Annotated in this window: 22 protein-coding genes; 14 read left to right on the top strand and 8 right to left on the bottom strand. The window is 61.9% G+C overall.

Going from position 1 to position 23855, the window contains the following annotated elements; all coding sequences use genetic code 11:
- Nucleotides 1-212: 212 nt before the first annotated feature.
- Complete coding sequence (gene hrcA, locus B9A97_RS19365; protein ID WP_084367288.1) at nucleotides 213-1301, top strand: heat-inducible transcriptional repressor HrcA; 1089 nt, start codon at nucleotides 213-215, stop codon at nucleotides 1299-1301.
- A gap of 114 nt (nucleotides 1302-1415) precedes the next feature.
- Nucleotides 1416-2045, top strand: coding sequence for a nucleotide exchange factor GrpE (grpE, locus tag B9A97_RS19360; protein ID WP_084367285.1), 630 nt, complete (start codon nucleotides 1416-1418; stop codon nucleotides 2043-2045).
- Between the two features lie 72 nt (nucleotides 2046-2117).
- Here grpE and ptsN read toward each other — a convergent pair whose 3' ends face one another.
- The 6 genes from ptsN to lptC form a co-directional block, all read right to left on the bottom strand.
- Nucleotides 2118-2582, bottom strand: a complete 465-nt coding sequence (ptsN, locus tag B9A97_RS19355) for a PTS IIA-like nitrogen regulatory protein PtsN (protein ID WP_084367282.1) — start codon at nucleotides 2580-2582, stop codon at nucleotides 2118-2120.
- A 69-nt stretch (nucleotides 2583-2651) separates the two neighbouring features.
- Nucleotides 2652-3227 carry a ribosome hibernation-promoting factor, HPF/YfiA family gene (gene raiA, locus B9A97_RS19350; protein WP_084367279.1) on the bottom strand — a complete coding sequence of 192 codons (576 nt, stop codon included), beginning with the start codon at nucleotides 3225-3227 and terminating at the stop codon, nucleotides 2652-2654.
- Between the two features lie 272 nt (nucleotides 3228-3499).
- Complete coding sequence (gene rpoN / locus B9A97_RS19345; RefSeq protein WP_084367276.1) at nucleotides 3500-5062, bottom strand: RNA polymerase factor sigma-54; 1563 nt, start codon at nucleotides 5060-5062, stop codon at nucleotides 3500-3502.
- Nucleotides 5063-5213: 151 nt separating this feature from the next.
- The gene (gene lptB, locus B9A97_RS19340) at nucleotides 5214-6002 is read right to left on the bottom strand and encodes an LPS export ABC transporter ATP-binding protein (protein ID WP_179145344.1); all 789 of its coding nucleotides are present in this window, start codon (nucleotides 6000-6002) and stop codon (nucleotides 5214-5216) included.
- Nucleotides 6003-6040: 38 nt separating this feature from the next.
- Nucleotides 6041-6604, bottom strand: a complete 564-nt coding sequence (locus B9A97_RS19335) for an LptA/OstA family protein (protein WP_084367270.1) — start codon at nucleotides 6602-6604, stop codon at nucleotides 6041-6043.
- On the bottom strand, nucleotides 6601-7284 hold the full coding sequence (lptC, locus tag B9A97_RS19330; RefSeq protein ID WP_084367267.1) for an LPS export ABC transporter periplasmic protein LptC: 684 nt from the start codon (nucleotides 7282-7284) through the stop codon (nucleotides 6601-6603). The genes B9A97_RS19335 and lptC overlap by 4 nt, the downstream gene beginning before the upstream one ends.
- A 323-nt stretch (nucleotides 7285-7607) precedes the next feature.
- Here lptC and B9A97_RS19325 point away from each other — a divergent pair, with 323 nt between their 5' ends.
- From B9A97_RS19325 to B9A97_RS19300, 6 genes are all read left to right on the top strand, one after another.
- Nucleotides 7608-7910, top strand: coding sequence for an integration host factor subunit beta (locus B9A97_RS19325; protein ID WP_084367264.1), 303 nt, complete (start codon nucleotides 7608-7610; stop codon nucleotides 7908-7910).
- Nucleotides 7911-8008: 98 nt separating this feature from the next.
- On the top strand, nucleotides 8009-8353 hold the full coding sequence (locus tag B9A97_RS19320) for a LapA family protein (RefSeq protein ID WP_084367262.1): 345 nt from the start codon (nucleotides 8009-8011) through the stop codon (nucleotides 8351-8353).
- A gap of 101 nt (nucleotides 8354-8454) precedes the next feature.
- On the top strand, nucleotides 8455-9567 hold the full coding sequence (locus tag B9A97_RS19315) for a class I SAM-dependent methyltransferase (RefSeq protein WP_084367376.1): 1113 nt from the start codon (nucleotides 8455-8457) through the stop codon (nucleotides 9565-9567).
- Nucleotides 9564-10427: a TrmH family RNA methyltransferase gene (locus B9A97_RS19310; protein WP_084367259.1), complete on the top strand. Its 864-nt coding sequence runs from the start codon at nucleotides 9564-9566 to the stop codon at nucleotides 10425-10427. Before B9A97_RS19315 ends, B9A97_RS19310 begins: the two co-directional genes overlap by 4 nt.
- Nucleotides 10424-10915, top strand: a complete 492-nt coding sequence (lspA, locus tag B9A97_RS19305) for a signal peptidase II (protein ID WP_084367256.1) — start codon at nucleotides 10424-10426, stop codon at nucleotides 10913-10915. The genes B9A97_RS19310 and lspA overlap by 4 nt, the downstream gene beginning before the upstream one ends.
- Before the next feature lie 128 nt (nucleotides 10916-11043).
- Nucleotides 11044-11922, top strand: a complete 879-nt coding sequence (locus tag B9A97_RS19300) for a l-ornithine N(alpha)-acyltransferase (protein WP_084367253.1) — start codon at nucleotides 11044-11046, stop codon at nucleotides 11920-11922.
- Here B9A97_RS19300 and B9A97_RS29500 read toward each other — a convergent pair.
- Complete coding sequence (locus B9A97_RS29500; protein WP_143530595.1) at nucleotides 11919-12164, bottom strand: hypothetical protein; 246 nt, start codon at nucleotides 12162-12164, stop codon at nucleotides 11919-11921. The genes B9A97_RS19300 and B9A97_RS29500 overlap by 4 nt on opposite strands.
- Before the next feature lie 106 nt (nucleotides 12165-12270).
- Between B9A97_RS29500 and B9A97_RS19295 the strand changes: the two genes are divergently transcribed.
- Together B9A97_RS19295 and B9A97_RS19290 are read left to right on the top strand one after the other, a co-directional pair.
- Nucleotides 12271-13185, top strand: coding sequence for a LysR substrate-binding domain-containing protein (locus B9A97_RS19295; RefSeq protein WP_084367251.1), 915 nt, complete (start codon nucleotides 12271-12273; stop codon nucleotides 13183-13185).
- Between the two features lie 84 nt (nucleotides 13186-13269).
- The gene (locus B9A97_RS19290; RefSeq protein ID WP_084367248.1) at nucleotides 13270-13773 is read left to right on the top strand and encodes a metal-dependent hydrolase; all 504 of its coding nucleotides are present in this window, start codon (nucleotides 13270-13272) and stop codon (nucleotides 13771-13773) included.
- 5 nt (nucleotides 13774-13778) lie between these two features.
- Here B9A97_RS19290 and B9A97_RS19285 read toward each other — a convergent pair whose 3' ends face one another.
- Entirely contained in the window at nucleotides 13779-16064 is a 2286-nt protein-coding gene (locus B9A97_RS19285) for an NADP-dependent malic enzyme (RefSeq protein ID WP_084367245.1), read from the bottom strand.
- A 116-nt stretch (nucleotides 16065-16180) separates the two neighbouring features.
- Here B9A97_RS19285 and mutS point away from each other — a divergent pair, with 116 nt between their 5' ends.
- From mutS to B9A97_RS19265, 4 genes are all read left to right on the top strand, one after another.
- Complete coding sequence (mutS, locus tag B9A97_RS19280) at nucleotides 16181-18919, top strand: DNA mismatch repair protein MutS (RefSeq protein ID WP_244564293.1); 2739 nt, start codon at nucleotides 16181-16183, stop codon at nucleotides 18917-18919.
- 97 nt (nucleotides 18920-19016) lie between these two features.
- Nucleotides 19017-21845 (top strand): [protein-PII] uridylyltransferase, encoded by a 2829-nt coding sequence (locus tag B9A97_RS19275; RefSeq protein ID WP_084367239.1) that lies wholly within the window; start codon nucleotides 19017-19019, stop codon nucleotides 21843-21845.
- A gap of 2 nt (nucleotides 21846-21847) precedes the next feature.
- Entirely contained in the window at nucleotides 21848-23452 is a 1605-nt protein-coding gene (murJ, locus tag B9A97_RS19270; RefSeq protein ID WP_084367236.1) for a murein biosynthesis integral membrane protein MurJ, read from the top strand.
- Entirely contained in the window at nucleotides 23449-23841 is a 393-nt protein-coding gene (locus B9A97_RS19265) for a VOC family protein (protein ID WP_084367233.1), read from the top strand. The genes murJ and B9A97_RS19265 overlap by 4 nt, the downstream gene beginning before the upstream one ends.
- The last annotated feature ends 14 nt before the right edge of the window (nucleotides 23842-23855 follow it).

The raw sequence follows: 23855 nt of genomic DNA, 5'->3' as shown, positions 1-23855 counted from the left end.
CCGGATATCTCTTCAATCTCGCCTTGGTCGGCCTGGACCCGCTTGAACCTGGCGATTCTGCGGGCCTTCCATTGGCTCTAGGGGGCACGCGCGCGTTTTGCAAAGGAAAAGCGGGTAAAAGCCCGACGCCACGCCGTCTAAATTCTCTTTTGCGATTGCGGTGGAATGACTATATTCATGTCAAAGGCAATGAACGGGCGTAATCGCGCGGCATGGAGTTTCAGACGGCAAGCATCAGTGACGCATCGGGCACCTTGGACGAACGCTCGCGGGAGATCTTTCGACGTATCGTCGAAAGCTACCTGGAATCGGGCGAGCCGGTGGGTTCCCGCAACCTGTCGCGGCTCCTGCCGATGTCCCTGTCGCCGGCATCGGTCCGCAATGTCATGAGCGACCTGGAGGACCTGGGGCTGATCTACTCGCCCCATGTCAGCGCCGGCCGCATGCCAACCCAGATAGGACTGCGTTTTTTCGTTGATGCCTTCATGCAGGTCGGCGATCTCTCGGCCACCGAGCGCGACGCCATCGACCGGCAAATCCGCCCCTCAAGCCCCGACCAGCCGATGGAAAGCCTCCTGACCGAGGCAAGCCGTATGCTGTCGGGCCTGTCGCGCGGTGCTGGCTTGGTGATCGCGGCGAAGAGCGATCCGGTGCTGAAGCATGTCGAATTCATCCGGCTGGAACCGACCAAGGCCCTCGCGGTGCTCGTCGGAGAGCACAACCAGGTCGAAAACCGCATCATCGATTTGCCGGCCGGCATCACCGCATCCCAGCTGACCGAAGCCGCCAATTTCTTGAACGCGCATATGGCCGGGCAGACTCTGGGCGAGTTGCGCGGCCAGATCCTGAAGCTTAAGCAGCAGGTCGCCAGCGAGCTCGATACCCTGTCCCGCGATCTCGTGGAGCGGGGGCTGGCCATCTGGTCCGGCGGTTTGGATGAGCAGAAGCCGACGCGCCTGATCGTGCGCGGCCGGGCAAACCTGTTGGAAGGATTGGCCGGTTCGGACGATATCGACCGGCTGCGGCTCCTGTTCGATGACCTCGAGCGCAAGGAGAGCCTGGTCGAGATCCTGAACCTAGCCGAGAGCGGTCCCGGGGTTCGGATCTTTATCGGCTCCGAGAACAAGCTGTTCTCGCTGTCCGGATCCTCGCTGATCGTCGCACCTTATCGCGACGACGAGGACCGCATCGTCGGCGCCGTCGGCGTCATCGGTCCTACCCGTCTCAATTACTCCCGGATCGTACCCATGGTCGATTACACAGCGCAACTGATGGCGCGGTTGTCTCGTCGCACGCGATGAGCGGGTTTGACCCGCAGCGACGCGCGGCGCACTCTTCTTTGCCGCGCAAGCCTTGATTTTTTCACGCAAAACCATGATATCGGGCTCGGTTTTCAATATCACTTGGAGAACGTCATGACCGACGAGGCAAACAAGAACGGACCTGACGCTGAGGCCACCGAACAGCTCAACGACGCCGCGTCAGCGGGAGAGGACACAACGATGTCACCGCAGGAAGACGACGCGCTGGAAGCGTTGAGGGCCGAGAACAGCGATCTTCGCGACCGCTTTCTCCGTCTGGCCGCCGAGATGGACAATCTGCGCCGCCGCACAGAGCGCGAACTGAAGGACGCCAAGAGCTACGCCATCGCCAACTTCGCCCGCGATATGCTGGCCGTATCCGACAATCTGCGTCGTGCCATTGATGCTGTGCCGGCTGAAGCTCGTGCTGCCGCGGAAGCTGGCCTCACGGCCCTGATCGAAGGTGTCGAAATGACCGAGCGCGGCATGCTGTCGACCCTGGAACGCCATGGCGTTCACAAGATCGACGCCGAGGGCCAGAAGTTCGATCCGAATTTCCATCAGGCCATGTTCGAAATTCCCAACCCGACCGTGCCCAACAATACCGTCATGCAGGTCGTGCAGCCGGGCTATCGCATCGGCGAACGGGTCTTGCGTCCGGCCATGGTGGGCGTGGCAAAGGGCGGCCAGAAGCTCGACACCGTCGAGCCGGGTACAGCCCCGGTCAACGAGCGCGACGCCTGAAAATGGTCATCTTCTGAAGATTGATATCTGACGCCGCCGATTTTGCGGCCTTTTCCCTTGGGATGAAAGGCTTTAGGCGGCGTTGGAGGCCTGCTCCTCATTGAGGAAGGCATAAATGGCCGTGGCGGAATCTGTCGCGCGCAGCTTCGCCACCAGGTCCTGATCCCGCAACACGCGGGCGATCCTGGACAGCGCTTTCAAATGGTCTGCACCGGCCCCTTCGGGTGCCAGGAGCATGAAGATCAGGTCCACAGGCTCGTCGTCCAGGGCCTCGAAATCGATCGGCGCTTCAAGGCGCGCGAATATCCCGACAATCTTCGGCAGGTTCACAAGCTTGCCATGGGGTATGGCGATGCCATGACCGACGCCGGTAGACCCCAGCCGTTCACGCTGCAAGATGACGTCGAATATCTCCCGCTCGGAATGCCCTGTCAGCTTCGCGGCCTTACCAGCGAGTTCCTGGAGTAACTGCTTCTTGGAATTCACTCGCAGGGCGGGAAATATCGCATCTTGTTGCAGCAAATCTGCCAAGGCCATCGTAAAATCCTTTATGCCGCCTGGACCAGGGTGAGGGAAGCGACGGCTTGCGTCGCCTCCCAAGGCCACTCAGCCCTTGATATTGGCGGAATCGATCCAGCCGATATTGCCGTCCGTGCGGCGATACACAATATTCAACTCTTCGGTGCCCGGGCTGCGGAACAGCAGGATGGGCTCGTCTGTCATGTCGAGAGCCATGACGGCATTGGCGACCGACATGGTGCGAAGCTTCTTGGTGCTTTCCGCCACGATGGTGGGCGCAAAGTCCTCTGGAACTTCGTCATGCTCTTCAGCAACACTGTCCATGACCGTGTAGGCAACTTCCGCATGGGCATTGCCGTGGCCGTTCGTATGGTGGTCCTTCAGCTTGCGCTTGTAGCGGCGAAGACGCTTTTCGATGCGCTCGGCTGCCATGTCGAACGCAACCTGCGGATCGGTGGCTTCGCCCGCGGCGTGGAGATTGACCCCGCTATCCAGGTGGATGGCGCAATCTGCCGAAAAACGCGACGCCGACTTCGTCACCGTGGTCTGGCCCGAATACCCCCCGTCAAAGTACTTCGTGACCGCCTCTGCAATCCGCCCCTCGATCCGCTGCCGGAACGAGTCGCCGATTTCCATATGTTTGCCGGATACACGCACACTCATGGAGTTTCCCTTCTTATCGTGATTTGCGGGTATCAGTTTACGCCAAGCCAAGCGCGCATCCAAGCTTTTCAAGCGCCAATCGTGAACGATCACTTATGTACCGGCGGCAAGCTGGAAAATACCGGCCGGTCACCCGGTGATCCGCAAATTGACCATCGGGCGCGGCGCGGCTTCTAGCCCCCGTGCCCGGGAAAGTCAACTTACCCTCACCATTCTACCACGGATCAAGGGCACCACGTGCCTGTCAAGGCCTCATACTTTGGGAGGATGGATCAATTGGCGGCGGCCTTGGCGACGGCGCGTTTTTCCCGGCGGCGCTGGACGGACGAGGGTATGTTCATGGCTTCGCGGTACTTGGCAACGGTGCGGCGGGCGAGGTCCACGCCACCATCCTTCAGGGTGTTGACGATGTCATCGTCGGAAAGCACCGCATCGGGCGATTCCTGCGCGATCAGGGCACGGATGCGATGGCGAACCGCCTCTGCCGAATGGTTATCCCCACCTTCCGCCGAGCCGATCGAGACGCTGAAGAAATATTTGAGTTCGAACAGGCCGCGGGGGGTCAGCATGTATTTGTTCGAAGTCACGCGGCTGACGGTGGATTCGTGCATCTTGATGGCATCCGCCACCGTCCTGAGGTTCAGCGGCCTGAGGTGATCGACGCCATGGCGCAGAAAGGCATCCTGCTGGCGAACGATCTCGGTGGCGACCTTCATGATCGTCTTGGCGCGCTGATCGAGGCTCCGCGTCAGCCAGTTCGCATTCTGCAGGCACTCGGACAGGAAGGCCTGGTCGCCATCGCGGCTTGTGCCGTTCTTCGTCACCGAGGCGTAATAGGTCTGGTTCACCAGCACCCGCGGCAGGATGTCCGGGTTGAGCTCCACGATCCAGTTTCCATCGCTTGAGCTGCGGACCATGATATCGGGAACAACGGCCTCACTGGGGCTGTGCTCAAAGCCTGCACCCGGCTTGGGATTGAGCTTCCGGATCTCCGAGAGCATGTCGAGCAGGTCTTCCTCGTCCACGCCGCAGAGCTTTTTGAGGGTGCTGAAGTCCCGCTTGGCCAGCAATTCCAGATTCTGCACCAGCGCGGCCATGGCCGGATCAAGCCGGTCGCGTTGTGCCAGCTGGATCCCCAGGCATTCGCTAAGCGAGCGGGCAAAGACGCCGGGCGGATCGAGCGTCTGCAGCGTTACGAGAATCCGATCCATCGCCGCCGCGTCCTTGCCGAACCGGTTGGCGACCTCCTCCAGGTCAGCCCGCAGATAGCCGGCTTCATCCAGCTGGTCGATCAGCGACAGCGCTATCAGGCGATCTCCGGGATCCGCCAGTGCAAACGGGATTTGCTGGTTCAGATGGTCGCGGAGACTGGTCTGCCCGGCCACGAAATCATCGAGGTCGTAGGACTCGCCGGTGTCGCCACCGCTGCCCGGCATCGACTTCCACTGTCCCAGCAATTCAGGCGCATCGGCGCGGGGCGGCGGTGCATCATCGCCAAACACGCTGTCGAAATTCGCGTCCAGCCGATCCCCGAGGCCGTCTCCCTGCGCGGCCTCATACCAGTCGCTGGCAAGGCCGTTTGCCGAGGTCTCGCTTGTCCCGCCTTCACCCTCGCCGGAATCGGCATGGCCCGCATCCTCGATCCGCGGCGCATCTGTGCCCAAATCGCCATCATCTGATGACAATTCAAGCAGCGGATTTTTCTCTACTTCCTGCGCGATAAACTGGATCAGCTCAAAATGCGTCATCTGAAGCAGCTGAATCGACTGCATCAGCTGGGGTGTCATGACCAAAGACTGGTTCTGGCGCAGGAAAAGATTGGCGGACAGTGCCATGGCGGACGCGAAACTCCCCTTCGATTCCCCTTGGAGGCGAGCCCGCATGTCTGAATTCGGGCCAAATTCCAATTGGCCCAAAAATTGCTTTTTTAGAGAGTTTGGTCAAGCCGTCCCGTGTTGCCGGGCCGAATTTCTTGTTACGCCGCGCTTACAGGCTGAACTTGTCGCCGAGATAGAGACGCCGGACATCCGCATTGTTGACGATGTCGTTGGCACGGCCGTGTGTCAACACTTCACCCGCATGGATGATATAGGCGCGGTCGATCAACCCCAGGGTCTCACGCACATTGTGGTCCGTGATGAGAACGCCGATGCCGCGGGCCGTGAGGTGGCGTACGAGATTCTGGATATCGGACACCGAGATCGGGTCGACGCCGGCGAATGGCTCGTCCAGCAGCATGAATGTCGGATTGGTCGCGAGCGCGCGGGCAATTTCCAGTCGGCGGCGCTCGCCGCCTGACAGCGCGACGGCCGGCGATTTCCGGAGCTTTTCGATGTGGAACTCGGCCAGCAGCGAATCGAGCTGATGCTCGCGCTCGGCCTTGTTCTTGTAGTGAACCTCCAGCACCGCGGTAATGTTCTGCTCCACCGTCAGCCCGCGAAAGATCGAGGCTTCCTGCGGCAGGTAGCCGACGCCAAGACGGGCCCGCCGATACATCGGCAAGGCAGTCACGTCGTTTCCATCAAGCGCGATGGTGCCGAGATCGACGGGCACAAGGCCGGTGATCATGTAAAAGCACGTGGTCTTGCCCGCACCGTTTGGCCCGAGCAGCCCGACGGCCTCTCCGCGCCGGACGACAAGCGAAACGCCGTTCACCACCCGCCGCGTATTATAGGTCTTGGTCAGGCCATGGGCGATCAGCGTGCCGTCATAGCGCGCCTTATCAAGCGGTTTGTCGGCGTTGGGCGCAGGCTGCGCGCCAAATCGCTCGGTGATCTTCGAAACAAAGGGAAGTTTCACGTTGATGCCGGTCTTTATGGCTTGCGCTGCGACTTGGGGTCCAACTGGATCTGGACCCGCTTGCCGCAGCTTTCGAGTTTAGCCTGCCCGGTCTCCATTTGGACGGTAAGCCGACATCCGACGAACACGTTCTGCCCCTCAGACAGCACGACCTGCTTGCCCTCCAGCACGAAGGTCTGGCTGGTCATGTCGAAGTGCCCGGTATCGGCGGTTGCCTGCTGGGTTTCGGTCGACAGGAAAACCTTGTCGAGCACGTCGATCGTGTCGATGTCGGTATTGCCTCCTGATACGGACGAGCCTTCGCCCTTGTAATGCACGATCATGCGCCCGGCACGAAGCTGCGTTGTGCCCTGGACTGCCTTCACATTGCCCGTGAATTCGGCCACCTTCTCCTGCTCGCGGATCTGCAACTCGTTGCTTTCAATCTGGATCGGCTCGTCTCCGGACAGCTTCAAGCCGTTCATGCTTGTCGATGTGGAGGACTGCGCATATGCGGCGGACAATGCGCCCGCGGAGAGAGCAAAAACCACGGCGAAGACGCCGGCCTGCAGTGTCGTGTATCGATTGAGCATGGTCATGACGGGTCCGGCGTTTTCGTGTCTTGCTTGCGGATGGTCGAGGGGTTCGCATTCATGCGGACATTACCCGCAAAGGTGATGATCCGCCCCTTATCTGTCATCTTCAACGACTGCGCAACAATCGACATGCTTTCGTTGGAAATAGCGACGGGGGTATCCGCTATGAGATTCCCACCTTTGATATCGAGATGCGCTGACTGAAACTTTGCCTCAAGGCCGCTGCTCATCCGGACGGTGAAGGGCTTGTCGAGATCAAGCTTGTCGGTGGCGCGGTCGAATATGCCGCTGAGCGCCTCGACGCGGGCGATGAGCTTGTCATTGACCGGGACGGCGGCGTTGATGTCCTCAAGCGAAATGATGTTCGGGTTCTTGATGTCCTGCAGCGCCCGCTCGGCCCGCATCGAATAATTGATGCCGTCTGAGTTTCGTCCCGACACGGCCGGCTTTTCCATCACCACCTTGCCGTTTTCGATTCGTGCAGATTCGATCTTCAGGTTCTCGGGCAGGAAGGCCCGAACCGCGGAAACGGCAATGAACGACATGGAAATGGCCAACGCGGCAACGGGCAAGAGCACCTTCAGCCGACGCACACGCGCCGAATGGGCCAGCGCCTTTTTATAGGCGTCTTGCACACGCGGCCTGGCCGAGCCGGCCCTATCGTCGACAACGCTGTTGGACATTAAGCTCCCTTTGATTCCCGGTATCCGGCAGGCGCCAGACCTAGCGCTGCCCCGGTCCGTCCATACGGCCATAGCAGGCCGAAGCCGAACATACCGGTAGCCAATATGGAGATTAACCGGGCGCGAACAAGGCGGGCAACAGGTTTTTACATCACGAGCGCGTTGCTGGCGCTCTTTTGTAAGAGGCGCGGTATTCAAGATTGATTATTCGATGCTCTTGTGATGTTTTACGCCTTTATCGGAAGGCCTTGATAGCCTTCAATCAATCTCGGCTGCCCAATTTGTGACGGTGGCCACCACAAGAAAACTGTCAGGGGGCGATCGTGATCAAGTCCGAACTGGTGCAGATTGTTGCGGCGAGAAATCCGCATCTCTACCATCGTGATGTCGAGAACATCGTGAATGCCGTGCTGGACGAGATCACGGATGCCCTGGCTGCAGGCAACCGGGTCGAGTTGCGCGGCTTCGGCGCCTTCTCGGTCAAGAACCGCCCATCGCGTTCGGGACGGAACCCCCGCACCGGCGAAACCGTTTTCGTCGAGGAAAAATGGGTGCCCTTCTTCAAGACGGGCAAGGAATTGCGCGAACGTCTCAATCCGGGCATGGAAGACGAGCCCGACGAATAACGCTGCAGGATAGGCCGCAGGCGAAGATCCTGTAGTCGATCATTGGGCCGCCATCTAGAGTTTGGGCCCTTCGTGCAGGCAGGGCAAGGAGACACGCTATGCTGAAAAAACTGGTCAATCTGCTGTTCGTGGTGCCGCTTGCGATCATCCTGATCGTGCTGTCGGTGGCCAATCGCCAAAGCGTGACCCTGGCGTTCAACCCGTTCCAGCCCGCCGATAGCGTTCTCTCGCTCACGGCGCCGTTCTTCGTCTTCCTTTTCCTGTCCGTCGCTTTCGGCATTCTGATCGGCTCTGCCGTGACCTGGTGGTCGCAGGGCAAGTATCGCAAGCGTGCACGCAACGAAGCCCGCTCTGCCATCAAGTGGCAGTCCGAGGCCGATCGGCTGAAGGCGCGCGCCGAACCGGCAGCGCCGGAAGGGCTCGCACGCCTCTCTGCAAAGTGACTTGCCGGCTGCCCGCCTTACATGACGCCTTCAAAACAGCTTTTCCCGCTGCCGGGGGAATGCTAAGGGCTGGCGCTTGAGCCATACTGACAATGCGGGACATGAACGTGAAGGACAAACAGCGCCGGCCGGCGCCGCCCGCGGGCAGGCGTGACGACAAACCCGGACGCAAGCCATCTGCGGCGACCGGCAAGCCGCGCTCGCAGGGTCAGAAATCTGTCCCCAAGGCGATCGATCGGCCGGTAATTACCCCGGAGCCTGGCCCCGTCACGGAGCGCGTGCTGACTCTGCGCAGCGGCGAGCGCCCGGCTGAACGCGTGCCGCTCATTCTGCATTCCGACGGGGCAGGCGACTTCCACCTGGTCGACAGCGGCAACGGCCTCAAGCTGGAGCAATACGGTCCCTATCGCATCGTGCGGCCGGAGGCCCAGGCGCTGTGGCCGCGTGCCTTGCCCGACCACGTCTGGGAGGCGGCCGACGCGATCTTCACCGGCGATACCGAGGAAGATGGCATGGGGCGCTGGCGCTTTCCGCGCCACGCGCTCGGCGAAACCTGGCCGCTTTCGCTGCTGGACGTCGATTTCCACGGGCGCTTTACCGCATTCCGCCATGTCGGCGTTTTCCCTGAGCAGATCGCCCACTGGGCCTGGATGAAACAGGCCGTCGAGCAGGCCGGGCGACCGATCAAGGTCCTGAACCTCTTTGGCTATACGGGCGTGGCGTCGCTGGTCGCCGCCGCCGCTGGCGCCGAGGTCACCCATGTCGATGCATCGAAGAAGGCGATCGGCTGGGCTCGGGAGAACCAGTCGCTCAGCCGCCTGGACAAGGCCCCGATCCGCTGGATCTGCGAGGACGCGATGAAATTCATCCAGCGGGAGGAGCGCCGTGGCCATCGCTACGACATCATCCTCACCGACCCGCCGAAATTCGGCCGCGGCCCCGCCGGCGAAGTCTGGCAGTTGTTCGACCACCTGCCCGCCATGCTCGACATTTGCCGTGAATTGCTGGCGCCAAAGGCGATTGGATTGGTGCTGACGGCCTATTCCATCCGGGCGAGCTTCTATTCCATTCACGAGTTGATGCGCGAAACCATGCGCGGCAAGGGCGGACTTGTGGAATCGGGTGAACTGGTCATCCGCGAAGCCGGTCTGGATGGCAAGACGCCGGGCCGTGCGCTCTCTACTTCCTTGTTCAGCCGCTGGGTGCCGAAATGACGAATCACGATACCAGGCAGGACGGTGCGCGGCGCGTGGGGCAGGTCAAGGAAGTGACCAGCCTTGCCAATCCCATCGTCAAGGACATCAAGGCGCTGTCCCAGAAGAAGGCGCGCGACGAGGCCGGCACCTTCCTCGCGGAAGGCCTGAAGCTCATCATCGATGCGCTCGATCTGGGCTGGACTATCCGCACCCTCATCTATTCCAAGGCGGCCAAGGGCAAGCCTCTGGTGGAGCAGGTCGCGGCCCGCACGGTCGCCGCCGGTGGCCTGGTGCTGGAGGTCAGCGAAAAGGTCATGGGCTCGATCGTGCGTCGCGACAATCCGCAGATGGTCGCCGGCGTTTTCGACCAGCGCTGGAAGCCGTTGAAGGATGTATCGCTCAAAGCTGGAGAGACCTGGGTTGCGCTGGACCGGGTGCGCGATCCCGGCAATCTCGGAACGATCATCCGCACGGCCGATGCCGCAGGCGCATCCGGCGTGATGCTGGTGGACGAATGCACGGATCCCTATTCGATGGAGACGGTGCGCGCCACCATGGGCTCCATGTTCAACATTCCGCTGGTGCGGACGACCTCGCAGGCCTTTCGCGAGTGGAAGAAGTCCTCGGGCGTGCAACTCGTGGCGACGCACCTGGCGGGCGCCGTGGATTATCGCAAGATCGACTACGCAAGAGCGCCGGTCGTGCTGCTGATGGGCAACGAACAGTCCGGCCTGCCGGAGGATCTGGCCAAGGCAGCCGATCGCCTGGCCCGGATTCCGCAGCAGGGGCGCGCCGATTCGCTCAATCTCGCAATCGCCACCGGCATCATGCTGTTTGAGGCGCGACGCCACCTGCTGGTATTGGACGAGGCTCGATGACGGAAACCCGCGCATTGTTTTCCCGGCCGGGTGCGGCCCTGGCACTCATCCTCGTGGCGCTGGTTCTCGACCAGGTCATCAAGGCGGCTGTGGAGGCCTACCTGCCTTTGCAGGAACCCGTGCATGTCATCCCGATGCTGGCGCTCTACCGGACGCATAATCTCGGCGTCGCCTTTTCCATGCTGTCAGGCATGGATGGCTGGTTTATCGTCGGCATGCGGCTGGCGATCGTGGCGCTAGTGCTGTGGCTGTGGCGTAGTACCGATGTGACGCGGCATTTCGCCCATCTCGGCTATTCGCTGGTCATTGCCGGCGCCCTGGGCAACCTCGTGGACAGGTTCGTCTATGGCCACGTGATCGACTACATCCTGTTTTACACCGAGACATGGTCCTTCGCCGTCTTCAATCTGGCCGACAGCCTGATCACCGTCGGGGCTGGAGCCGTGATCCTCGATGAATTCATCATGTCGCGGCGGGCGAAGGCTTAAAATCTCGATACTGTTGGCTCAATTGGCTTTTTCGTATTACTTGGCAGGCGATGTTATGTCGCGCTTGTCACTCTCTTGTCGCACTTAAGTGTTTATTGGCCCTAATTTATTCGGTTTGGACGATTCTCATGACCCTGGAACTCTTGAATCGCGGCATTGTTCTGGATGGCGCAAGCCCGCTGTCTTCAGAGCAGACACCGGAAGAGAGTGGCTATCTCGGCCGCATCGGCATGCTGGAAACCCGGCTGGCACGCACCGAGCGCGAAATCGATGCCGCGCAGGCGGTGCGCTACCGCGTCTTTGTCGAGGAAATGCATGCGCAGCTGCCGCCTGATGTGGCCCGCCGCAAGCGCGATATCGACTCCTGGGACGCGATCTGCGACCACCTTCTGGTGCTCGATCGCTCCATCGAGGGCGACACCGAAGACCAGATCGTCGGCACCTACAGGCTGCTGCGGCAGGACGTAGCGACACAGAACGGTGGCTTCTATTCAGCTTCGGAATTTGCTCTCGGCGAGCTTCTGGAGCGTCACCCGGACAAGCGTTTCATGGAACTGGGCCGCTCCTGCGTGCTGCCGCAATACCGCACCAAGCGGACCGTGGAATTGCTGTGGCAGGGCTGCTGGGCCTATGCGCTAAAGCATGACATGAATGCCATGTTCGGCTGCGGCTCCTTCCCCGGCACTGTGCCGGAGGAGCATGCGCTGGCCCTGTCCTTCCTGCATCACAACGCGCTGGTGCGCGGAGAGTGGATGGTCAAAGCCCGTCCCGAGCTCTACCACACCATGGACCTGATGCCGGTGGAGGCGATCAACGCGCGCAAGGCGCTTACGGCACTGCCACCGCTCATCAAGGGCTATCTGCGTCTCGGCGCGATGGTCGGCAGCGGCGCCGTGATCGATCACGCCTTCAATACCACCGATGTGCTGATCGTCCTGCCGATATCGAGCATTTCAGATCGCTATATCAGCCACTTCGGTGCTGACGCCGGACGCTTCGCAAGCTAGCAGCAGGCAGACACCGTCGGCAGTTCGCGTGAAATCGATGCGGGCCGCACGGCGATGGCTGCCGAACGCTTCACGGAACGAGAGACCGGTGGGGTCGCCTCTGGTGGCACCACAAGATCTGCCAGTTCGTATGGGCTCATGCGGCTAATAGCCGGATGGGCCAGCGGGTCCTGCCGCCAGTTCGCCTGGTCGCAAGAACTCGGCTGCCGGCTCTGCACCCAATCCAAGAAAATCTTTAGCATGGCCTTATCCTTCCAAAGCGAAAAACCGCCGCGAATGGACGGATAATCAAACCGCTGACTCCCAAATTCAATTGAGATTATCGGTTGGCTCCTGTAGCTTTTCTATATGCGTAATCTCAATCAGGTGCATTTGAACGGCTTGCGTGCGGTGGAGGCGGTGGGTCGGCTTGGTTCGCTGCAGGCAGCCGCCGACGAGCTGGGCGTGTCGGTCGGCGCCGTCAGCCAGCAGGTGATCAAGGCGGAGCATCAACTGGGGCATCAGCTTTTCGAGCGGCAACCCAAGGGCATGGTACCGACAGAGCTCGGCCAATCGGCATTGCCCCGGTTTGCCGAAGCGTTCCGCCTGCTGTCGACTGCCGTCTCCGCCCTCAAATGCCGCGATGACAATGTCCTGACGATCTCGGTCGCCCCGGTCTTTGCCGCACGATGGCTGGTCTATCGGTTGTCGGAGTTTTCAGAGCGCTATCCCGACATCAACATCCGGCTCGACGCCACGACGCAACTGGTCGACCCGACAGGCTCCGATATCGACCTCTGCATTCGCGTCGGCAAAGGTCAGTGGCCCGGCGTGCGCTCGGAATTGCTGTTGCAGCAGAAAGTCTTCCCGGTTTGCGCACCGGCAATTGGCGAAAAGCTGAAGACGCCGGAAGACCTCTTGAACCTGCCGGCGGTTATCGACGGACGCGCCATGTTCAGCTGGGATGTCTGGCTGGGATCCGTCGGTCTTGCCGGTCGGGCCATCAAGGCGCGCCACGTCTTCAACGAGGCCTCGCTTTGCCTGGATGCCACCATCGCGGGGCAGGGCGTGATGCTGGCCTGGCAGATCGTCGCCTCCCATGCCATCCAGGCGGGCCAATTGGTGGCGCCCTTCGGCCCATGGGTGCCGACAGGTGACGGGCACTATTTCGTCACCGCGGAGGGAATGCGCGGCATACCCAAGGTCGAGGCCTTCAAGAGATGGATCAGGGAGGCCATGCAGGAAGACATGCAGCGGCTGGAGCAGGCGGCCTTGCGGCGTTAGGCGCCTTTTGTGAAACCGGCGAGAATGGCCTTAGTTCCGCCTGAAGTCGCGTCCGTATGATGTGTGAAACGTCTCGGAGCGATCATGCTGACTGCGCATCTTCCCTCAGGCTACTGCCTGGCACGTGCCATCTCGCGCAAAGTGCCCCATGTCTACCCGGCAGCACCGCTCGGCGCGATCTTCCCCGATTTCGACATGTTTTTCTTCCTGTTCGTCGACGGGCAGACGATCCATCATCACCGGTACTGGGTGCACATTCCGTCCTTCTGGATTGCTATATCAGTGCTCGCACTGCCGCTGCTCTATTATACGGGTTATCTGCGCACCGGGCTGGTGTTCTTTGCCGCGATCGCCATGCACCTAGTGCTGGACAGCATCTGCGGCGGCATCATGTGGCTTTGGCCGTGGAACGATCGCCTATACGAAATGGTGACCATTCCAGCGACCTACAGCAACTGGATCCTGTCATTTGTGCTGCACTGGACCTTCCTGCTGGAAATCGCAGTCTGGGTGACGGCCATCGTGCTGTGGCGAAACAGGACAAGCGGTTCAGGTCTCCGACCGGTCGCGCACCCGCCGGAGACCTGAGGCTTTCAGTCGCCGGCGTTGTAGGCTGCGATGGTCGCCATGTTGACGATATCGGTGTCCTTCGACCCCATTTGCGCGATCTGCACCGACTTTTCCAGGCCGACCAGCAAGGGGCCGATGACGGTGGAGCCGCCAAGTTCCTGCAGCATGCGGGTCGAGATCGCGGCGGAATGGATCGCCGGCATGACCAGCACATTGGCGGTGCTGGACAGGCGGCAGAAAGGATACTGCTCCATGCGGTGATGGTTGAGCGCCACGTCGGCCCCCATCTCGCCGTCATATTCGAAGTCCACCCGCCGCTTGTCGAGGATCTTCACCGCCTCGCGCACACGCTCGGAGCGTTCCCCGGTGGGATGGCCGAAGGTGGAATAGGCGAGGAGCGCCACGCGCGGCTCGTAGCCCATGCGGCGCGCAAGGCCTGCCGCTTCCTCGGCGATATCGGCCAGCTCTTCAGCGGTCGGCATATCGTGAACCGCGGTATCGGCCACCAGAACCGTGCGGCCGCGGGCCAACGCCAGCGACACGCCGATCACGCGATGCCCCGGCTGCGGATCGATGCAGCGGCGAACATCCTCGAGCGCGGTCGAATAATTTCGCGTCGTGCCCGTCACCATCGCATCGGCATCACCCAGCGCCACCATGCAGGCCGCGAAGTGGTTGCGGTCGGTGTTGATCAGCCGCTGGCAATCGCGCAGCAGGTAGCCCTTTCGCTGCAGCCGGGTGTAGAGATATTCGGTATAGGCCTCGACCCGGGTTGAAACGCGGGCATTGACAAGCTCGATCCCCGGACGGTCCAGGTCGATGCCGGCCCGCTCTGCGGTCGCCTTCAACGGTTCGTCGCGGCCGAGCAGGATGGCGGTGCCGAGCCCCTGTGTGGCAAACGAGATCGCCGCGCGCATGACCTGTTCTTCTTCACCCTCGGCAAAGACCACGCGCTTGGGATATTTTCGCACCCGCTCATAGAGCCGCTGCGTCGTCGCCGCGATCGGGTCGCGCCGCGCCGAAAGCTCTTGCGCATAGGCGTTGAGGTCCTCGATCGCCTTTTGCGCGACGCCACTTTCCATCGCCGCATGGGCGACTGCAACCGGGATTGCCGAGATCAGGCGCGGATCGAAGGGAACCGGGATGATATATTGCGGGCCGAAGCGGGGCCGATTGCCCTGATAGGCCGCGGCGACATCGTCAGGCACGTCCTCGCGGGCGAGGCTTGCCAGAGCACGGGCGGCGGCGATCTTCATCGCATCGTTGATCTGCCGGGCGCGAACGTCAAGCGCGCCGCGGAAGATATAGGGAAAGCCAAGGACGTTGTTGACCTGGTTCGGATAGTCCGAACGCCCTGTTGCCATGATGGCGTCGTCGCGGATCTCGTGCACCTCTTCCGGGGTGATCTCCGGATCGGGATTGGCCATGGCGAAGATGATCGGTTTCGGCGCCATGTCGCGGATCATTTCGGCGGAGAAGGCGCCCTTCTGGGAGAGGCCGAACACCACGTCGGCGCCCTTCATCGCCTCTGTCAGGCTGCGGGCGTCAGTCTTCACCGCATGGGCCGACTTCCACTGGTTCATGCCTTCGGTGCGGCCCTGGTAGATGACGCCCTTGGTATCACAAAGCGTGATATTGTCGGGCGTGAAGCCCATGCTCTTGATCAGCTCGATGCAGGCGATGGCGGCCGCACCCGCTCCGTTGCAGACCAGCTTGGTGGTCTTGAAGTCGCGGCCGGTCAGTTCCAGCGCGTTGATCAGGCCGGCCGCCGCAATGATCGCGGTGCCGTGCTGGTCGTCGTGGAATACGGGGATGTCCATCAACTCCCGCAGGCGCTGCTCGATGATGAAGCAGTCCGGCGCCTTGATGTCTTCGAGATTGATGCCGCCGAAGGAAGGGCCGAGATAGCGGACGCAATTGATGAATTCGTCGACATTTTCCGTATCGACCTCCAGGTCGATGCTGTCGACGTCGGCGAAACGCTTGAACAGCACCGCCTTGCCCTCCATGACCGGCTTGGAGGCAAGCGCGCCGAGATTGCCAAGTCCCAGGATCGCCGTGCCGTTCGAGATCACCGCGACCATGTTTCCGCGCGTCGTGTAGTCGTAGGCCGTGGCCGGATCGGCGGCGATCGCCTTAACGGGGACCGCGACACCGGGGGAGTAGGCCAGCGACAGATCGCGCTGCGTGGCCATGGCCTTGGTCGGCGAAATCTCCAGCTTTCCCGGTCGTCCCTGTGCGTGGAAATCGAGCGCCTCCTGCTCGGTGACAGACGTACGGGTTCTCCCGACCTTGTCCTTCTGCGGCATGTTCCCTCTAACCTAGCTGTGGGCATCCGTCTTTGCGTATGCCCTTTGTTGTTGTCTTTGCTGTTCCGACGTCGTTAGTGTGGCACGACTTTTTCCCTCAAGAAAACAATTTGGCCGTGATAGTCAACCATGCTCCCGCAACCGAGGTTCTGAATGCTGCCGATCTCGCATCGGCCGAAAGCCGTGCCTCGGCGACGCCGATGATGGAGCAGTTCATCGAGATCAAGGCCAACAATCCGGGCTCGCTGCTGTTCTACCGGATGGGCGATTTCTACGAACTGTTCTTCGAGGATGCGATCGAGGCATCGCGCGCGCTTGGCATCACCCTGACGAAGCGCGGCCAGCATATGGGGCTTGATATCCCGATGTGCGGCGTGCCGGTTCATGCAGCGGACGACTACCTGCAGAAGCTGATCGCGCTGGGCTTCCGTGTGGCAGTCTGCGAGCAGGTGGAAGACCCGGCCGAAGCGAAGAAGCGCGGCGGCAAATCGGTCGTCCGGCGCGATGTGGTGCGTCTGGTGACGCCGGGCACGCTGACGGAAGACAAGCTTCTTTCGCCGTCCGAGTCGAATTACCTGATGGCGTTGGCGCGTCTGCGCGGTTCGGCTGCCTCGCAGATGGCGCTGGCCTGGATCGATATTTCGACCGGTGTCTTCCATCTGGCGGAAACCGATGAGACGCGGCTTCTGTCGGATATCCTGCGCATCGAGCCGCGCGAGCTGATCCTGGCAGACACGCTGTTCCACGATCCCGAATTGCGGTCGGTGTTCGATGTTATCGGCCGCGTAGCGGTTCCACAGCCGGCTGTCTTGTTCGATAGTGCTACCGCTGAGGGCCGCATAGCGCGCTATTTTGGTGTCGGCACGCTGGATGGTTTCGGCACCTTTTCAAGAGTGGAACTCGCGGCTGCCGCCGCGGCCGTCGCCTATGTCGAGAAGACGCAGATCTCCGAGCGTCCGCCGCTCGGCCTGCCGGAACGGCAAAATGCATCGTCGACATTGTTTATCGATCCGGCCACCCGCGCCAATCTGGAATTGGTCAAGACCTTGTCCGGCAGTCGCGACGGATCGCTGCTGAAAGCCATCGATCGCACGGTCACCGGCGGCGGCGCGCGCATGCTGGCCGAGCGGCTGATGTCGCCGCTGACGGATGCGGCCGCAATCGTCGAACGGCAGGATTCGATTGCCTTCCTTCTGAACAGTCCATCGCTGGCCGATGGCTTGCGGGCGCTGCTCAAGCAGGTGCCGGATATGCCGCGGGCCCTGTCACGCCTAGCGCTGGACCGGGGCGGCCCGCGCGATCTCGGCGCGATCCTCGCTGGCCTTGGCGCTGCGACCGAGATATCGGACCTGCTCGGGCGCCAGGGGCTTCTGCCGCAGGAACTCGCGGATGCCCATGCGGCGCTGCAGGCCCTGCCGCCGGCCTTGGCGGAGCGGCTGGCCGCCCGGCTCGCCGACGAGCTGCCTTTGTTGAAACGCGATGGCGGCTTCCTGCGGGAAGGGGCAAGGGCCGATCTCGACGAAGCCCGCGCGCTGCGCGATCAGTCGCGCCGCGTGATTGCCGGCCTGCAACTGCAATATGCCGAGGAAACCGGCATCAAGTCGCTCAAGATCAAGCACAACAACGTGCTCGGCTATTTCATCGAGGTCACGGCAAACAATGCCGGCCCTATGACGGAGGGTGAGGCGGCCAAGTCCCGCTTCATCCATCGCCAGACCATGGCCAATGCCATGCGTTTCACCACGACCGAATTGGCCGACCTCGAAAGCCGCATTGCCAATGCCGCAGGCCAGGCGCTCGATATCGAGCTCGCCGTATTTGCCGAAATGACCGCCGATGTCGTGGCCGCCGCCGAGCCGATCAAGCGTGCGGCCCGCGCCTTGGCCGTCATCGATGTCGCAGCCGGCCTGGCGGATCTGGCCGACGAGCAGGGATATTGCCGGCCCCTGGTCGATGACAGCAAGATGTTTTCGATCGTCGCCGGCCGCCATCCCGTCGTGGAGCAGGCGTTGAGGCGACAGTCCCAGGGGCCGTTCATCGCCAACAATTGCGACCTGTCACCCGGGCTCAACGAAACGCATGGGGCGATCTGGCTGCTGACCGGCCCGAACATGGGCGGTAAATCCACCTTCCTGCGCCAGAACGCTCTGATCGCCATCATGGCGCAGATGGGCTCGTTCGTGCCCGCAGGCTCCGCCCATATCGGCATTGTCGATCGGCTGTTCTCCCGCGTTGGCGCCTCCGACGATCTCGCTCGCGGACGCTCGACCTTCATGGTCGAGATGGTGGAGACGGCCGCGATCCTCAACCAGGCAGGCGAGCGGGCGCTGGTGATCCTCGACGAAATCGGCCGCGGCACCGCCACCTTCGACGGCCTGTCGATCGCCTGGGCGGCGGTCGAGCATCTGCATGAGGTCAATCGCTGCCGGGCGCTGTTTGCCACGCACTTCCATGAATTGACCGCACTTTCCGAAAAGCTCGGCCGGCTCTCCAACGCCACGATGCGGGTGAAGGAATGGGAGGGCGATGTCGTCTTCCTGCATGAGGTCGGACCCGGCGCCGCTGATCGGTCTTACGGCATCCAGGTGGCACGCCTTGCAGGCCTGCCCGCCTCTGTCGTGGCGCGGGCGCGCGATGTCCTGACCCGCCTGGAAGACGGCGATCGGAAGAACCCCGCACACCAACTCATTGACGACCTGCCGCTCTTCCAGGTCGCCGTGCGGCGCGAGGAGGCGGCCAAGGCAGGCCCCTCAAAGGTCGAGGAAGCCTTGAAAGCGCTCGATTTGGACGACATGACGCCTCGTCAGGCACTGGAAGCGCTGTATGGTCTGAAGAAACAACTTGGCAAGGCTTGACCCCTAATATGCCTGTCTTCGGCGCGGCAATCTTGCTATAGCGCCTGCCAACGCGCATCTCCCGAAGCGCGCCAACACGGACAAGACGCCAGAGCCCATGGCTAGAACAGACGTAGAATACGGCGATCTGATCGATATCGCCGCCCTCAGAGCCGAATGCGATGCCGTCGCGACGCCCCTCAAGGGCAGTTTGCTGGAAATACGCACCGCTTTGCTGCCCATCCTGAAGAAGGCCTATACCGACGGCAGGGAGGTCGCGCGCACGCGGCTGTATGAGAATGGGCATGGGCTTGCATGCGCAACGTCGCTGTCCTGGCTGCAGGATCATTTGATCCGCGTGATCCTCGGCGTCGTGACGACCTATGTCTATCCCGACAATGCCGACCGCATTGCCGTGGCGGCGGTCGGCGGATACGGCCGTGGAACGCTGGCGCCGGGGTCTGACATCGACCTTCTGTTCCTGCTGCCGCCGAAGAGCGGAACGGAGATGAACAAGGCGGTCGAGTTCCTGCTTTATCTTCTCTGGGATATCGGCTTCAAGGTCGGCCACGCCACCCGGACGGTGGACGAATGCCTGCGGCTTGCCAAGTCCGACATGACGATCCGCACCGCCATCCTCGAAACCCGCTTCGTCTGCGGTCGCGAGGATCTGGTCCGCGAACTGGCGAAGCGCTTCGATGACGAGGTTGCAGCGCGTACCGCACCGGAATTCATCGCCGCCAAGCTTGCCGAGCGTGACGAGCGTCACCGCAAGGCCGGTGACACCCGCTATCTGGTCGAACCCAATGTCAAGGAAGGCAAGGGCGGCCTTCGCGACCTCAACACATTGTTCTGGATCGCCAAATACAATTACAGCGTCCGCGACACGGCAGAGTTGGTCAAGCTGGGGGTCCTGTCACGCCAGGAATTGCGCCTGTTCCAGAAGGCCGAGGATTTCCTCTGGGCCGTGCGCTGCCACATGCATTATCTCACCGGCAAGCCGGAGGAGCGCCTGTCCTTCGACATCCAGTCCGAGATCGCCCGCAACCTCGGCTACCAGGCCCGTCCGGGCCTCTCGGCGGTCGAACGTTTCATGAAGCACTACTTCCTGGTGGCGAAGCAGGTGGGTGACCTGACCCGCATCGTCTGCGCCACCCTGGAGGAGCAACAGGCCAAGGCAGCGCCGGGGCTGACAGCCGTATTTGGACGCTTCGCCAACCGCCCGCGCAAGATACCGGGCACAATCGAGTTCATTGAGGACAAGGGCCGTATTGCGCTCGCCAATCCCGACGTCTTCAAGCGCGATCCGCTCTCGATCATGCGGCTGTTCCATGTCGCGGACTTGAACGGACTGGAGTTCCATCCGGATGCGCTGAAGGGTGTCACCCGTTCCCTGTCCCTGATCGACAACACATTCAGGGAGAGCGCGGAGGCCAATCGCCTGTTCTTCGCCATGCTGACGTCGAAGCGCGACCCCGCGCTGATCCTGAGACGCATGAACGAGGCCGGTGTGCTGGGGCGTTTCCTGCCGGAATTCGGCAAGATCGTCTCGATGATGCAGTTCAACATGTATCATCACTATACCGTCGATGAGCATCTGATCCGCACCGTCGAAGTGCTCTCGGAAATCGACAAGGGCCTGGCGGATGAGCCCCATCCTCTCGCTGCCAAGCTGATGCCGGGCATCGAGGACCGGCAATCGCTGTATGTCGCTGTGCTGCTGCATGACGTTGCCAAGGGGCGGCAGGAAGACCATTCGATTGCCGGTGCCCGCGTCGCGCGCAAGCTCTGCCCCCGGCTTGGCTTGACGCCGAAGCAGACCGAACTGGTGGCCTGGCTGATCGAGCAGCACCTGCTGATGTCGATGGTTGCCCAGACGCGCGATCTGCATGACCGCAAGACCATCACCGACTTTGCCGAGAAGGTGCAATCGCTCGACCGGCTGAAGATGCTGCTGATCCTGACGGTCTGCGATATCAGGGCCGTGGGGCCCGGTGTCTGGAACGGCTGGAAGGGACAGCTGCTGCGCACGCTCTACTACGAGACCGAGCTTTTGTTATCCGGCGGATTTTCCGAAGTCTCGCGCAAGGAGCGCGCCAAGCACGCCGCGGAATCGCTGACCAAGGCTCTGGGCGACTGGAGCCAGAAGGACCAGAAGACCTATACCAAGCTGCATTACGAACCCTACCTGCTCTCCGTCGATCTGGAGGATCAGGTTCGCCACGCGCATTTCATCCGGCAGGCGGACAAGTCCAAGCAGGCGCTGGCCACGATGGTGCGCACCCATCAGTTCCACGCGATCACCGAAATCACCGTTCTGTCGCCCGACCATCCCCGGCTGCTGTCGATCATCGCTGGCGCCTGCGCGGCGGCGGGCGCCAACATCGCCGACGCCCAGATCTTCACGACCTCCGACGGCCGCGCGCTCGATACGATCCTGATCAATCGGGAATTCCCCATCGATGAGGATGAGATGCGCCGCGCCGCCTCCATCGGCACGATGATCGAGGGCGTGCTCTCGGGCAAGAAGCGGCTGCCTGACGTGATCGCTACCCGCAGCAAGGGCAAGCGCAAGAACAAGACCTTCACCATCGCTCCGCATGTGACGATCTCCAACACCCTGTCGAACAAGTTCACCGTCATCGAGGTGGAGTGCCTGGACAGGATCGGCCTTCTGGCCGAGATCACCGCGGTGCTGTCCGACCTGTCGCTCGACATCCATTCCGCCCGCATCACGACCTTCGGTGAAAAGGTCATCGACACCTTCTATGTGACTGACCTGATCGGCCAGAAGGTGACCAACGACAACCGGCAGGCCAACATCACCGCGAGGCTGAAGACGGTCATGGCAGAGCAGCCGGATGAGTTGCGCGACCGCATGCCCTCCGGCATCATCGCGCCCACCCCGCCGCGCGGGGTTCTGGTGCAGAAGAGAAACAGGGCCTGAGCATGAGCCTTCTCAAGAAGCTGGCCACGGTCGGCGGCGCAACGCTGGGCAGCCGGGTCTTCGGTTTCGCCCGCGAAATGCTGATGGCCAGCATGCTGGGTACCGGCCCGGTGGCGGATGCCTTCAACGTCGCCTTCCGCTTCCCCAACACCTTCCGCAGGCTCTTTGCCGAAGGCGCCTTCAACTCCGCTTTCGTGCCGCTCTTCGCCAAGGAGATCGAGGCGGGCGGCATGGAAGGCGCCAAACGCTTCTCCGAGGAAGTCTTCGGCGTTCTGTTCACGGTGCTGATGGTGCTGACCATCGCCATGGAACTCTCCATGCCGTTCCTAGTGCGCACCGTGATTGCCCCTGGCTTTGTCGACGATCCTGAAAAATTCGACAACACGGTCGCCATGGCGACCATCATGTTCCCCTATCTCGCCTGCATGTCGCTGGCGGCCATGATGGGCGGCATGCTCAACTCGCTGCACAAATACTTTGCTGCGGCCATTGCACCCGTCTTTCTCAATATCATTCTGATCGGCGTGCTCGGCTATGCCTGGTACGGCGGCCACGACACGGTGACGGTGGGGTATGGCCTCTCCTGGGGTGTCATGGCAGCCGGTCTTGTTCAGCTTGCCATTGTGTGGATCGCGGTGCGCCAGGCCGGCATGGCCATCGGCTTTCGGCGGCCGCGCTTCACGCCGAATGTCCGCCGCCTGCTGATCCTGGCGCTGCCGGCCGCCATCACCGGCGGCATCACCCAGATCAACCTGTTGATCAATACGGCGATTGCCTCCGCGCAGGACAGCGCGGTGACTTCGCTTGTTCTGGCCGACCGCATCTACCAGCTCCCGCTCGGCGTCTTCGGCATCGCAGTTGCCACCGTGCTCCTGCCGGAGCTCTCCCGTGCGCTGCGCGCCGGTCACCGGGTGGAGGCGGACAACCTGCAGAACCGCTCGGTGGAATTCGTGATGTTCCTGACATTGCCGGCGGCGGCCGCGCTGCTGGTCATGTCCGAGCCGATCATCCGTCTGGTCTACGAACATGGCCGCTTCTCACCCGAATCGACGCCTGTGGTCGCCGGTATCCTGGCGATATACGGACTGGGACTGCCCGCCTTCGTGCTGATCAAGGCCTTCATTCCCGGCTTCTTTGCCCGCGAAGACACCCGCACGCCGATGATCTTCGCGGCCATCTCCGTCGTGACCAATGTCTCGCTGGCGCTCTACCTCTTTCCGCGCATGGGGGCGGAGGGTATTTCGACCGCCGAGATTGTCGCCGGTTGGGTCAATGCCATCCTGCTCTTCGCAACACTGGTCTGGCGGGGACATTGGGGCCGGGATATCCCGTTGCTCACCCGCATTCCCCGCCTGATGGTGGCAGCAGCGGTCATGGCCATCGGCTTGCATTACGCCATTGAGTGGCTGGCCTACCCGCTATCGACGGCCGCACCACTGCTGATGCGGGTCGGCACGCTTGGGGGCCTCATCCTCACGGCCATGGTGGTCTATTTCACGCTGGCCTTCGCCAGTGGCGGCGCAAGCCTCAGGATGCTCCGCGACAACCTGAAGCGCAGGCCCCGGCCAGATGCGGACGAGACCGCGACCAAGGAGATGGAACCATGACATCTCGCCGGATCGCCACGGTCAGCCTTGTTGTGGACGACTACGATCGTGCCAAGGCCCATTACTGCAATGACCTTGGATTTGAGTGCCTTGCTGATCAGCCGCTTCCCGATGGCAAGCGCTGGCTTGTGGTCGCGCCGTCGTCTGACGGCGGCGCGGGCCTGCTTCTGGCCAAGGCCGAGGGCGAGGCGCAGCGCGCCGCGATCGGCAACCAGACCGGGGGCCGCGTCGGCTTCTTCCTCCATACCGACGATTTCGCCCGCGACCACGGCCGGTTCCAGGCGGCTGGCATCCGCTTCCATGAGGAGCCGCGCCACGAGGTCTATGGCACCGTGGCCGTGTTCGAGGATCTCTATGGCAATCTCTGGGACCTGATCCAGCCGGCCTGAGCATGGACGGCGCC

The organism is Rhizobium sp. RU36D, from assembly GCF_900176345.1.
Taxonomy (GTDB): domain Bacteria; phylum Pseudomonadota; class Alphaproteobacteria; order Rhizobiales; family Rhizobiaceae; genus Allorhizobium.
The sequence above is the reverse complement of the archived record's forward strand: the minus strand, read 5'-3'. Positions and strand labels throughout refer to the sequence as shown.